This is a genomic window from Comamonas thiooxydans (assembly GCF_000964545.1).
GTDB lineage: Bacteria > Pseudomonadota > Gammaproteobacteria > Burkholderiales > Burkholderiaceae_C > Comamonas > Comamonas thiooxydans.
In genome coordinates this window covers 164,075-176,177 of the sequence record NZ_BBVD01000010.1, presented here as the reverse complement: position 1 = coordinate 176,177, position 12,103 = coordinate 164,075, and the positions used below count along the sequence as shown (strand labels likewise).

10 protein-coding genes and 1 tRNA gene are annotated in these 12,103 nt (G+C 56.0%); 8 read left to right on the top strand and 3 right to left on the bottom strand.

The genetic code is table 11. The annotated features are described in order from the left end of the window. Nucleotides 1-242: 242 nt before the first annotated feature. Nucleotides 243-1,094: an AlpA family phage regulatory protein gene (locus Cth01_RS17440; protein WP_045839924.1), complete on the bottom strand. Its 852-nt coding sequence runs from the start codon at nt 1,092-1,094 to the stop codon at nt 243-245. A gap of 657 nt (nt 1,095-1,751) precedes the next feature. On the opposite strand from Cth01_RS17440, the gene Cth01_RS17435 reads away from it, so the two are divergent. Both Cth01_RS17435 and Cth01_RS17430 read left to right on the top strand, forming a co-directional pair. Continuing rightward, nucleotides 1,752-2,957 carry a tyrosine-type recombinase/integrase gene (locus Cth01_RS17435; protein ID WP_052703381.1) on the top strand — a complete coding sequence of 402 codons (1,206 nt, stop codon included), beginning with the start codon at nt 1,752-1,754 and terminating at the stop codon, nt 2,955-2,957. A gap of 608 nt (nt 2,958-3,565) precedes the next feature. Then, nucleotides 3,566-3,934: a tyrosine-type recombinase/integrase gene (locus Cth01_RS17430; protein WP_233425216.1), complete on the top strand. Its 369-nt coding sequence runs from the start codon at nt 3,566-3,568 to the stop codon at nt 3,932-3,934. A 164-nt stretch (nt 3,935-4,098) separates the two neighbouring features. On the opposite strand, the gene Cth01_RS17425 is transcribed toward Cth01_RS17430, so the two are convergent. Further along, a complete protein-coding gene (locus tag Cth01_RS17425; RefSeq protein WP_139032081.1) occupies nt 4,099-5,781 on the bottom strand; it encodes a P-loop ATPase, Sll1717 family in 1,683 nt (560 codons plus the stop codon). Nucleotides 5,782-6,155: 374 nt separating this feature from the next. On the opposite strand from Cth01_RS17425, the gene Cth01_RS17420 reads away from it, so the two are divergent. The 6 genes from Cth01_RS17420 to Cth01_RS17395 all read left to right on the top strand — a co-directional run bounded on the left by Cth01_RS17420 (nt 6,156) and on the right by Cth01_RS17395 (nt 10,916). Continuing rightward, nucleotides 6,156-6,392, top strand: coding sequence for a hypothetical protein (locus Cth01_RS17420; protein WP_045839922.1), 237 nt, complete (start codon nt 6,156-6,158; stop codon nt 6,390-6,392). Nucleotides 6,393-6,395: 3 nt separating this feature from the next. After that, a complete protein-coding gene (locus Cth01_RS17415; protein WP_055477394.1) occupies nt 6,396-6,674 on the top strand; it encodes a hypothetical protein in 279 nt (92 codons plus the stop codon). Beyond that, on the top strand, nt 6,671-6,937 hold the full coding sequence (locus Cth01_RS17410) for a hypothetical protein (RefSeq protein WP_045839920.1): 267 nt from the start codon (nt 6,671-6,673) through the stop codon (nt 6,935-6,937). Before Cth01_RS17415 ends, Cth01_RS17410 begins: the two co-directional genes overlap by 4 nt. A gap of 273 nt (nt 6,938-7,210) precedes the next feature. After that, on the top strand, nt 7,211-7,417 hold the full coding sequence (locus Cth01_RS17405; protein ID WP_045839919.1) for a helix-turn-helix transcriptional regulator: 207 nt from the start codon (nt 7,211-7,213) through the stop codon (nt 7,415-7,417). Nucleotides 7,418-7,425: 8 nt separating this feature from the next. Continuing rightward, nucleotides 7,426-7,956, top strand: coding sequence for a hypothetical protein (locus Cth01_RS17400; RefSeq protein ID WP_045839918.1), 531 nt, complete (start codon nt 7,426-7,428; stop codon nt 7,954-7,956). 38 nt (nt 7,957-7,994) lie between these two features. Further along, nucleotides 7,995-10,916 (top strand): DUF927 domain-containing protein, encoded by a 2,922-nt coding sequence (locus Cth01_RS17395; RefSeq protein ID WP_052703379.1) that lies wholly within the window; start codon nt 7,995-7,997, stop codon nt 10,914-10,916. A gap of 1,085 nt (nt 10,917-12,001) precedes the next feature. On the opposite strand, the gene Cth01_RS17390 is transcribed toward Cth01_RS17395, so the two are convergent. Then, nucleotides 12,002-12,086 (bottom strand) — tRNA-Leu (locus tag Cth01_RS17390). Nucleotides 12,087-12,103 lie beyond the last annotated feature (17 nt).

The window sequence follows — 12,103 nt, the reverse complement described above, 5'->3', positions numbered from 1 at the left end:
GCTTTCCCATGGCTGCGATCCAGCAGCTTTGACGCTTCATCGATGTCATGGATGGGTCGGCCGCGAAGTTGCGCATGTCGCACATAGGAATGGCGCGGATTCGTTTGCCAGCCTCTTCATTGCCGGTGACAAGAATGAGGTTGCCCTGTTGCAATAGCTGTTCGAGACATTCAACGAGTGGGCGGGACGGGAGATCGTGAGGCGGCCTCCTTATGAAGTAAATCTGAGCTGACCACTGCACTCTATTCGGCGGCACTAGGAGGGGGAGTCAATGAATGGGGATACCACTCCGAAATGACCGATGCTGCATGCGCATGTGCTGATCGCCAGAGGTCGCTCTGGTTGGAGCCAGGATGGTCTGGTAGTTCGATGTGTCTATCAGCCGCCCGAATAGCGAACCAGATGCCATGGTCCCAGTCTTGGTCTCGTCGCTGCTTCTTGAGGGCAGGTGCAGTAATCACGATCACTCTCTTATTGCCCGCTCTTGCATAGCCGATCTCAACCAGCGTTCCAAAAGCCTCCAGGTCTTCGAGATAGGCGACAACAACGTCGGCCCGTGAGATGCCTTGAAGAGCTCCGCGATAGGCTGCGCTTTGTGGGTTGGAGGGAGAGTAAGAGTTCGCGCCATGCATGTATCCATGGCTGCCATTTCTCGCTTTCCACGGACCTGAATACATGAACCTCGTACGAGTTCCGTGAAATAGCATTTCTTCCGGCGGCGCGATCAGCACATCGGTATCTGAATTCTCGATCCCTAGATCACCAAGTGCCTTGGATCTGGATACGTCGAAGATTCGCCAACAGGAAAACTCTCTGCCCGGGTTCTCATTGTCTAAAGCTGCCCCCATTTTTCCCGCCATGTAGACGACAGGTAGAACCAGGTTCGCTTGGCGAATTGCTTTGCTCGCCTGCAGCCAGCTTTCGACATCCGTTTCAAACCAGCCAATGGCTCTGTTGCTCATCGGTGTGGGATGAGGAAACTTGTCCTTGCGCAACAGCTTGTAGAGCATCGATCTTGATAACCCAGTCCGTGTCAGAACCTCATCCACAGGGATGACATTCTTCGTGAAGCGTGACGTGCTATCCGTAGACATATGGTTTCTTGAGCTCGTGTGCTGGGTGGATGAGCTAGCGTTAATTAATGCAATAAGTATTAAGTTCTGATAGCTATGTCCAATGTAGGAGTGGCTCTGACATTGCTGTCAAATACGAACGATTTGTATTCCATACGTATTTTGATCTACTTTTACCATTCGGAGGGACATGACGTTCCCGCCGCGCCTGCCTGCTTCGTGGGTGCAAATTACGAGCTGGTCGGCATATCGCGAACCTGCGCTAATGCACGGGATACACGGTATTTGGGTGATTTTTTTGTATGCGGGAAATTACGAGGCGTGCGGGATGCCAGGTCGACTGACGCCTTGTTGGCTGGGGCTTGAGGTCCGCGCCTCTGCCCAAAGCGAGAGCTGCCATCTCGCCATGCAAGCGGGAGGACACAGGCATGCTTTCGGATGTCGTCGCATGGTTTTTGCGCTAATCGTTTTTTTGAGATGCGCCAAATCGCAAATTGCGAGGGGACCATTGCGGCAAAGAAAAAAGCCGTTAAGTCTTTGAGACTTAACGGCTTTTTGTATATGGTGCCGGGGCCGCACTCACACTCTGCCTTGAAACCCGCATGAATACTGGGGTGTAGTCTGAAAAAGTCAAAATGTGCCCCCAAATGTGCCCCCAGACTGTCGAGGATACCCCCCATGAAGTTGACTGATGCCAAGCTGCGAACCCTGTCCGAACCCGGCAAACACTTTGATGGCGGTGGCCTGTATCTGGAACTGACTGCAGCCGGTGGCCGCTACTGGCGCTTGAAGTACCGCATTGCCGGAAAAGAAAAGCGGCTGGCGCTGGGTGTCTATCCAACAGTGGGCTTGAAGGATGCGCGAGAGCAGGCCAGCCAGGCGCGCCAGGCTATCCAGTCGGGGGATGATCCAAGCGAGCTGCGTAAAACGGCCAAAGCCAAGGCCGTGCATGAGGCCGTGAACACCTTCCGGGCCGTGGCTGGGGAATGGATGGAGCACCAGGCAGCACGATGGACGCCTGAAACTCGTGAGCGAATCCGGGCTTCACTGGAGGCTGACATTCTCAAGACCATGGGCGCGCGGCCACTGGCCAGCGTCAAGCCGCTGGAGGTGATGACCGCTATCAAGGCTATCGAGGCCCGGGGCGCGGGTGACCAAGCGGGCCGCGTGCTGCAGCGGGTCAAGGCCATCTTTCGTTGGGCGGTTATCCATAGACGGTTGGACAGCAACCCCATGCTTGACCTGGTGCAGTCCGAAATCCTCAAGCCCCGCGAAGTGCAGCACCGTGCGGCACTTGATGCGAAAGAGCTGCCCGCCTTCCTGGCGCAACTGGATGCCTACGACGGCGACCCCCACACCGTGCATGCCCTGCGCCTGCTGATGCTGACCGCCACGCGCCCCGGCGAGGTGCGCGGCGCGCGCTGGAGTGAAGTGGACATGGATGCAGCCATGTGGACGATCCCCGCCGAGCGCATGAAGATGCGCAGCGAGCACCGCGTGCCGCTGTCCCGCCAGTCCCTGGAGCTGCTGCAGTCCATGCAGACCCTGAGCGGCGGGCGTGAGCTGATCTTTCCCAGCCCGTACTATCCCAGCAAGCCCCTGAGCGAGAACACCTTCAATTCAGCCATGGCTCGCATGGGCTACAAGAACCTGGCCACGGCCCACGGCTTTCGGGCGCTGTTCTCTACCGTGGCCAATGAAACCGGCTGGCGGCCTGATGTGATTGAGCGCCAGTTGGCCCACAAGGAACGCAACGAAGTGCGGGCCGCCTACCATCGCAGCACTTACATGGCCGAGCGCACCAAGCTGCTGCAGTGGTGGGCCGACTATCTGGAGGGCTGCAAAACCGGCAAGGTGCTGCACCAGCGTCAGCGCGCCGGATAGTCCGGCCAGGTCAGACCCGGGCCGCAGCGTCAGCCATACGGCTGCACTCACTCCACCAGCCGCCCACCGAGGCGGCTGATTGTGCCCGCATGCCAGGCGGCGGCGCGGTCCGAAAGGCAAACTAACTCGCGTAGGAGATGATTTTCCGTGGGGACATGGGGACACGGCGTTTTCTGAAAAGGCTATAGGCTTGAAACACTGATGAATAAATGATTTAGCGCTATCAAATAGTTTGGGGACGTTTTGGGGTCAAAGTGGGGACGTTTTGGGGACAAAAGAGAAATATTTCTTAATATGAAATATTGATGTTCTTTTCTCTCTCTCTCTTTTACCTGTGTAGAGCTGTCCCCAAAGTCTTTGCCGCGCTGTTTTGGGAAGTGCAGCGCGGCTCCAGAAAAGGGCGTGGCAAAGCCGGGGCGGTGGGGGCTGAGGCCAGGCCGCGCGCCTGGGCCTGGCTGGCCCGTGCTGGCACTGGGCGGCACGGTGATGTATGTGGGTGGACAGTGCGGGAAATGCACGCGAAAGGCATTTCCCTGGTGCCCCATTTTTGTGGCGGGTTGATTGGGGCTTAAAGCGAGCCGAACTGGATGGTCCTTTCGCGGTAGGCCGTGGTTGTGTTGCAGCAGATGCGGCTCATCTCCGAACGGCTGGAGCTGGTCGTTCCCAGCCCGTTCTACAGCACCAAGCCGCTGAGCGAGAACACCTTCAACTCGGCCATGGCTCGCATGGGCTACAAGTACCTGGCCACGGCCCACGGCTTTCGGACCTTGTTCTCGACTGTGGCCAACGAGGCAGGCTGGCGCCCCGACGTTATCGAGCGGCAACTGGCCCACAAAGAGCGCAACCAGGTGCGGGCCGCCTACCACCGCAGCACCTATATGGCAGAGCGCACCCAGCTCATGCAATGGTGGGCCGGCTACCTGGATGCCCGTAGAGCGGGGCAGACGCTGGCCATGCCCCAGCAGGCCAGGGGCTAACCGCACCCGACACGAGAGACCGACGAGCAGTCGCTCGCCAAGGCGGATTTTTGCGTCTGCTAACCAAGAAGTGTCACTTTGTTACAACGCAATTTGCTTCGGGACCGTTCCTGCAAAAACCGTGGGAACAAATGGGAATATGGTGGGAACAGAGGTATCGATGACTACCTTTGTTTTTTCTTGCCCCTATTCACTCGGTGCTGAAAGTGTCTTGCTCTTGTTTGGTCAGAAGATTCGTTTTGCTTAGTAAATTTCTTTCCAATATCAATAGCTTTAGATACTCCTGGATTTAGCATTAATCTTCCGGATATTTTAACTTTTGGTGCAATATTGTTTGCTGATCGCTCTCTGTACGACCAATGAAAGAAAGTCTCATTTGCACCATCCAACTCTTCGGAGTAACCAATTAAATTTACATCATAGAGTAGCTGAAGTAATGACTCTGCATCCCTTAAATATATTGTTGCACTGAATTTCTCTCCTTCAGCCCATCTCTTGAATTTATCAAAAGCTATTCTAAATTCGCTCATGTCAAACTTTGAGCTACCATTTAGATACTGGAATATTTTTAGGTACTTGGAAAAATCATCTTGAGTCATGTAGAAGGCTGCATAATTTCTCACTTCACCCAAAAGATAATCTGAATAATCTCGACCTAATGCGATGTCGTCTACGAAATACGGATCAAATTTAATATTTTTTAATTTACCTTTTTTCCCTGCATGTGTTTTTGATATTCTAATGAAAGTTAGTATGTCTCTTGGTTTTTGAAATGATGTTTTAAGTAATTTTTTGAAGCTGTATCCTGGGCTGGTATCTTCTTCATAATAATGATGCCATGCATCTTCTGAATTTCCCTTTGCTTGCTGTACTGCGAAAAATTTATTGCTCAAAGTATAAAGAGGTGAATTTTGATACTCTTTCTCTGTTGTGGACCAATCCAGAAAAATGCAATTGTCTTGCAATCTTGAATTTGAATTATAAAGATTCAGTACGTGAAAAACATCTGGGCGAATGAGTAATACGATTTTCAATCGACCTTTGGAGTCGCGAATATTATTAAAATACTCGGTATTTAGCTGCCAAGCAGCTTCACCTAGACCTTTAATGCAATTGATATACTCATTATAATTTACATTCTCAGGTCTAAAATCTATTCCGTCAATGAACAAAATATGATTTTCAGAAAGCTTCAGTGAGGAAATAGCCTCTTTGAATGTCGACTCTGTCTCTAGCAGGTGATGCCGCAAGATAACATCTTTAGCCGTTTGCTTATTTTCCAGGTCCGCACTAGCTTCCCCCACAGTCGGTGCTTTTATGGTCGTTTTGATTGCTTCAGATGTAATCGCTTCAAATGCGCTCTCAATCTCTGGATTCATGGCTTTTGAGGACCATTTTTTTACTGCGGCTTCCACCTTGGAAAATTTCCCGGTGAGATAATGCATAGGGCCTTTTGATTTTTCCACAATCATGCTGCCCATCATAAATAAGAGCATTGATCGCCATATATTAGCATAATCGCTAATAACTAATTTTCCCTGCTTTTTTAGATTGATAAATCTCAAATATTGAGTTTCAGTCATGGTTGTGAGCTGAGACTTATATCCGTTGGGTGGATTGTTTTCGTAGTAAACAGCGTATGCAGTCTTACCAGAGCCTTTTTCTCCGATAATGTAGTAAACAGAAGGATTTTTTAAGCTATTGAGTTCATCTGTTCTTAAAAAAATTTTCTGAAAGAATTCCTTCTCACTCCTACCTCGATAATTTATGGCATCATTATATGGAGTCTTAATATCACCAATTGATTTCCAATTAAATTGGGTTTTACTTGTTTGATTCGGTTCCATGAATTATAAATTTTTAGTTAAATAGAATATATATAATAGCAACACACAAAAGAAAAATCATTACAAAAAAACTAGTAGTAAGAAACTACGCTTTGAAATGTGATTTCATGGCACAATTACGTAGCCCCCTGTCCCGGGGCTGGTGCTTCAAAACACCTGTAGTGAGCGGTGCAGCCTCCCCGATAGCGAGGCTTTGTCACGTCTGAATACTTAGGCTGTGGGCGTTCGCTCCCATCCTCATGGTTACGGGCGGGATGGGGCTATCCGTAAGGACGCCCGCACGTCTTGCTACGTGTTTTGAACATCCCGTCCACCTGTCTCGTGCTTCAAAACGCGGTGCAGGTGGTTCAAGTCTCAGCAAGGAGCACGGAACCATGAACACCGTATCTCGTCCCCTGGCCAGCCCTCTGCCTTCTGGTGCAGCACGCCAGTCTCTGCCCGCTATGGGTATTACCCCCGACCCAATCCAGCTGCATGCTGATGCGCATAACGCGCTGAGCATGGCAGTGTTCTACCTGCGCCAGCCAGCAGCCAATGTGCCCGGCGCGCGCCGCAAGGCTGTGCAGGCCCTGGCCGCGCTGCGTGGCTTGTCCTTGAGCATGGAGGGCTGAGCCATGGCAATGCAAAACAATGGCCGTGATGGCTACAGCCAAGCACAGTTACTCATGGTTCTGCGAAGCATTGCAGGTCACATGTCTGCATTGAACGGCCTGCTGATGGTTGCGCAAACGCTGGAAGATGAATGGGTGCGCTCGCAGTTGGTCAACGCTGCACAGTCGCTTGCGCAGAGCGTTGGTGGCTTGGCTGATGAAGCTGCAGATTGTCCGATCCTGGGCAGTGCGTGGCGCTGGCACTGCGGCAAGGACTTTGCGGACGCAGGAGGTGCAGCATGAGCAGCATCGCCTTCACCCGGCGCATGGGCGCGCATTCGCGCTACGTGGTCAGCTCTGAGGCTGCCTTGTCAGGCGGGCGTTATCTGACCGTCAACGCAGCGCGCAGTACTGGTCTAGTGGAACTGGGCTTGTTCTACTCTGCCGCTCTTGCTTCCTATCAATCCTTGATGACGTTCACTCCTGAGCAGGCGCGTGCTGTAGCCGCTGAGTTGGTGGCCTGTGCTGATGCTCATTCGGGAAGTATGTTGAGCGCAAAAAAGTAGCGTGCGCATTTGTGGTGCAGGTGCACTGAGTGCATAGCCATACCTGCGCCTATTTTCTGGTGCTAATTGCTCTGAATGCTAGGGCTGCGCCAGCCGTGCAAATAGTCTCATTTCTCGGCATGAAATGAGACTGCATTTTTCGGAGCATGTACGCATGCATCCGTAGAAGTGCACAGAGTCCATGACGCACTAAAAATCGTCTCAGTTTTCCGTGAATTGAGACGGTGATTTCGGGATGCTCCTTTTGTTCCATTAAGACGCATAGGAGTCCACATGCAAAGCAGTAACGCGAAAGAGCGCTTGATTCGTCTGCCTGTTGTTGAAGAGGTGACCGGCTGCAAGAAAAGCACCATCTACAAGCTGATGAAGGAGGGCAAGTTTCCTCCTTGCGTTCGCATCACATCGCGCATGGTGGCCTGGCCAGAGACTGCGGTGCTGACTTGGGTACAGGCGCGCATTCAAGGCCAGCAGATGGTGTGAGGAAAGGCATGAAGAACATGAACTGCAACCCGAGCACAGCTGCACAAGCTACGACCGAAAACGATGTCATGGGCAAGGCACAGGCTGAGGCAAGAGAGCATGCAGCGCAGCGCTTGCGTTGGGGTGTCAGGGCCTTGCAGGAAGAAGCCATGCGCAAGGGGGGCTTGCTGATGGCGGTGCAACGCAGGCGCAATTCGCTGGAACAGGCGCTGCTCTTCTGGCCAGGCACGGTGCAGGTACTGGAGATAGGCAGCGGCAAGTTGATTGCCGACCTACTTGCCTTAGATCTGCAGAGGCTGAGGCCGGATCTGGTCGAGCTGTTCACCAGTAAGGCTAGAGAGAGGCCGGTGCTCAGTAGTCCATTTACGTCACCACACGGTACACGCTTGCGCACCAGTCTGAGCGTGCAGGGCGTGGTGACGGTGTATTCCCAGGTCAGCAAGCAGATGCTGGCCATGTCCGAGCCCTGGCAGCCAGGCGTGCTGCGTTCGGACTTTCAGCTGTTCAGGCCCGAAGACATGAGGCCGCGTATCCAATGATCTAGACCACCATCACCCCCGAGCTGCTGCGCAATGCCTTGAGCTTTGTGCCAGCGAACCTGCCGCGCGATGAGTGGGCGCGTGTGGGCATGGCCATCAAGAGCGAGTATCCCGACGACACGGGCTTGCAGCTCTTTAGTGATTGGAGCGCGGCCAGCGGTGGCGGCTTTGATGCTGGTGCTGTGGGCAGCACCTGGCGCAGCATCAAGGCTGGGGGCGGTGTGGGTGTGTCTACTTTGCTCTACCTGGCCAAGCGGCACGGCTTCAAGCTGCCGCGCCAGGGGAAAGACTCTAAGCCTGTTAGCGATGCAGAGCGTCAGCGCCAGGAGAATGAACGCAAGCTGCGCCAGCAGGCCGAGGACGCGGCGATACAGGCCACGCAAGAGGCTGCAGCGGTTGAGGCTGCAGCACAGTGGGCCAGTGCCAGCGAAACCGGCTCCAGCGCTTACCTGGAGCGCAAGGGCGTGCAAGGCTTTGGCGTGCGCTACGGGGCTGATGGCTGGCTGTTGGTGCCGCTGCGCGATGGTGATGGCAGGCTGTGGAATGTGCAGCGTATTGCGCCGGTCAAGCCTGCCAGGGGTACGGACAAGTTCCTGGGTAAGGGCGGGCGCAAGTCGGGCCTGTGGCATGTGCTGGGTGATCTGGCTGGCGCTGCGGTGGTGCTGGTGGCAGAGGGTTATGCCACTGCGGCCAGCTTGCACATGGCGACGGGCTGGCCGGTGGTGGTTGCGTTTGACGCGGGCAACCTGATGCATGTAGCCAAGGCCCTGCGGGCCCTGCACGCGGGCGCGCTGGTGGTGGTGTGCGGTGATGACGATACGGGCACGCAGGCCCGCACAGGCCGCAACCCTGGCCGCGACAAGGCCGAAGCCGTGGCGCGCGCTGTGGGTGGCGTGGCCGTGTTTCCTGTTGAGCTGCCTGATCGCGGCAAAGACTTCAACGATATGCACCAGGCGCAAGGCCTGGAGGCCGTGCAGACGTGTGTACAGCAAGCCATTGATGCATTGCATGCCAAGACGGGCGGCAATGATGCTGGCGCTGGTCAAGGTGGCGGCGCTGGCCTGCTTTCTTCTGGTGCTGGTGGTTCTGGCGGCGGCAATGGTGGCGGCAATGGTGGCGGTCGCGGTGGCAAGCGCAAGGGGGCGTCAAGCGCTCCAGATGATGAGCCTGTATGGGATGACCCTTTTACCCTGGATGACGGCGGTGTGTGGTTTCATGGTCGTGACAAGGACGGCAACCCGGCCCGCCCGCTGTGGCTGTGCTCTGCGCTGCATGTGGAGGCTTTGACGCGCAACCAAGAGGGCGCAGGGTGGGGTTATCTGCTGACCTTTGCTGACCCGCTGGGCGTACCCAAGCAGTGGGCGATGCCCGCGCGCATGTTGAGCGGTGATGGTGGCGAGTACCGCGCCGCGCTGCTGAATATGGGTCTGCGCATTGCCACAGCGCCAGCAGCGCGCAACCGGCTGACCGAGTACATACAGACGCGCAAGCCCGAAGAGTTCGCCAGTTGCACAGACCGCATAGGCTGGCATGGCCGCGCCTTTGTGCTGCCGCATGAAACCATTGGCGATGATGCCGAGCGCATCGTGTTCCAGTCTGAAAACCAGATGGAAAATACGTTCCGCATCAAGCGTGATGCGCAAGACTGGACAGACCGCATAGGCCGCCTGTGTGCTGGCAATAGCCGCATGGTGTTTGCGGTGTCCTGCGCCTTTGCCGGGCCACTGCTGCGCCCTGCGGGCATGGAGAGCGGCGGGTTTCACTTGCGGGGCGATAGCTCTTGCGGCAAGACCACGGCGCTGCGCCTGGCTGCCAGCGTGTACGGTGGGCCCAGCTATATGCAGCGCTGGCGAACCACGGACAACGCGCTGGAGGCCATTGCTGCTCAGCACTGCGATAGCCTGCTGATCTTGGACGAGCTGGCACAGGTAGAGGGCAAGGTGGCGGGCGAGTGCGCCTACATGCTGGCCAATGAACAAAGCAAGGCGCGCGCCACACGCAATGGGGCCGCACGCTCGCGCCTTTCCTGGCGCCTGCTGTTTTTGAGTGCGGGTGAGCGGGGCCTCGCTGACCACATGGCCGAGGGCGGCAAGCGCACGCGCACCGGGCAAGAGGTACGCATGGCCGATATTCCCGCTGATGCTGGCGCTGGTATGGGGGCGTTTGAGCGCCTGCATGGCCTGGGTGATGGGGCTGCATTCTCTTCCCATTTGGCGCGTGAGGCGGGGCTTTGTCATGGCGCGGTGGGGCATGCCTTTTTGCAGTGGGCTGCGCAGTGTGCAGATACCTTGTCCCGGCGTGTGCGTGATGCTGTGACCGTGCTGGCTGGGGCCTGGGTGCCAGGCGGTGCCAGCGGTCAGGTGGCCCGCGTGGCCGCGCGCTTTGCCCTGGTGGGCGTGGCGGGTGCATTGGCAACCGAGGCGGGCCTGACGGGCTGGGATGAAGGCGAAAGCGAGGACGCGGCGAAGGCCTGCTTTGATGCCTGGTTGCAGGCCCGTGGTGGTGCAGGTAATGGTGAGGTCAAGGCCATGCTGCGCCAGGTGCGCGGCTTCCTGGAGGCGCACGGCGAGGGGCGCTTTACCTGGTGGCACAGGGCCATGGATGACCACAATGCCAAGACGCTGATGCGGGCCGGATTCCGTCGCCTGATTGATGAAGAGGGGCAGCCCATCAAGGTGCAGAAGACGGTCTACACGCCGCGCGCCGACAAAGAGATATACGACGAGCTGACGGCTATTGATGGCGAGCAGACCCGCATTGAGTACTTTGTGCTGCCCGAAGTGTTCCGCACCGAGATCTGCCGGGGCTTTGACCACAAGGCAGTGTGCAAGGTGCTGCTGCAGCACGGCTGCCTCAAGCCGGACAAGGGCCGAGAGGTCGATGCCAAGCCGCGCTTGCCTGGCATGGGGCCTACCTGGTGCTATCGCATCAGCCCCGCCATCATGGAGCTGGACATATAGCCAGCCATGGGCCAATAGCCCAGCGCCAGCAGCCACGCATAGGCACAGCAGCACACAGGCCCAAGGTTCACCACCTTGGGCCTTTTGCTATCTGCACCACGCTTAGGCATGGCCTGGCTGCCTGTGCGTAGCAACAGGCGGCCCATCGTTGCCGTGCACGGCGGCAGCCGTGCCTATACATGAGGGTGCACAGTACGGCCAGCCATTGCGGTTTGGGCAGCCTGGTCTGTGCCCATGCATGCGTGTGCATGCCGTAAGGCGGGCAGCCGCGCGCCGTGTGGGGCGCAGGGGGATTTAATTCCGCGATGGAATAAATAATCGGGTTCGATTGTGCGAAGGCTAGCGAGAAGACAGTACCAGAGAAAACAGGTGTCCTGCCTGCCTCAAGCCATGAATGCGCCTTATGAGTGGCTTTTAGGGCGGTTTGCCCACAAAAACAGGCAATTTGTCCCCAGTGTCCCCAAGAAAAAAGTCTTGTCCCCAAACTTTTATGGGGACATTTTTATTCAATGATGACAATGGCTTAAGTGCTGTTTTTGCATTTGTCCCCAATGTCCCCAAGATTTTTGGTCAATACCCGGAAGAAAGTGCGCGGCGTGGTGGTGCTGATTCATTCCTGAAATGAATCAATGAGGCGTGATGGGCGGGCTACCTAGAGTTGGCGTTGCGGTGGCCAGGTGTGCATGTCTCTCGGAACTGGTGGGGGCTAGAGGGCTGTGGGTCCTCCCAGGGGGCTTCGGAAGCGGGTAATTCGAGCCGCGATATCGCGCTATTGCGCGGCGCTCTAAAGGGGGTTAAGTGAAGGCTTGTTCTGTGGTGGTGTGGCTGCGCCACATGTACAGACCCGGCCTAGGTCTGGGTGATCTGCCTACCTGCACCGCATGGCGCGGCGGGTGCTGGGGTGACCGTCCGTATGGGGCATATTTAAATGTGCCCCCACTTTTGGAATTTATGCCCCCAAATGTGCCCCCAGAAGCCCCCGGATTGAGAGACACTTCAACGGACTTTGACGGACTTCGCTCAGGACTCTACAGAGGGAAAAAAGAAAAAGGCCGGAAGGTTATGAACCTTCACGGCCTTGAATGTGGTGCCCGGGGCCGGAATCGAACCGGCACGCCTTGCGGCGGGGGATTTTGAGTCCCCTGCGTCTACCAATTTCACCACCCGGGCTTCGCTTAGCGCAGACG

Bases quoted from the DNA above. Each gene is read 5' to 3' on its own strand.
- Cth01_RS17410 (WP_045839920.1), top strand. From the start codon at position 6,671: ATGAGCAGCATCGCCTTCACCCGGCGCATGGGCGCGCATTCGCGCTAC.
- Cth01_RS17425 (WP_139032081.1), bottom strand. From the start codon at position 5,781: ATGGAACCGAATCAAACAAGTAAAACCCAATTTAATTGGAAATCAATT.
- Cth01_RS17440 (WP_045839924.1), bottom strand. From the start codon at position 1,094: ATGTCTACGGATAGCACGTCACGCTTCACGAAGAATGTCATCCCTGTG.
- Cth01_RS17405 (WP_045839919.1), top strand. From the start codon at position 7,211: ATGCAAAGCAGTAACGCGAAAGAGCGCTTGATTCGTCTGCCTGTTGTT.
- Cth01_RS17400 (WP_045839918.1), top strand. From the start codon at position 7,426: ATGAAGAACATGAACTGCAACCCGAGCACAGCTGCACAAGCTACGACC.
- Cth01_RS17415 (WP_055477394.1), top strand. From the start codon at position 6,396: ATGGCAATGCAAAACAATGGCCGTGATGGCTACAGCCAAGCACAGTTA.
- Cth01_RS17435 (WP_052703381.1), top strand. From the start codon at position 1,752: ATGAAGTTGACTGATGCCAAGCTGCGAACCCTGTCCGAACCCGGCAAA.
- Cth01_RS17420 (WP_045839922.1), top strand. From the start codon at position 6,156: ATGAACACCGTATCTCGTCCCCTGGCCAGCCCTCTGCCTTCTGGTGCA.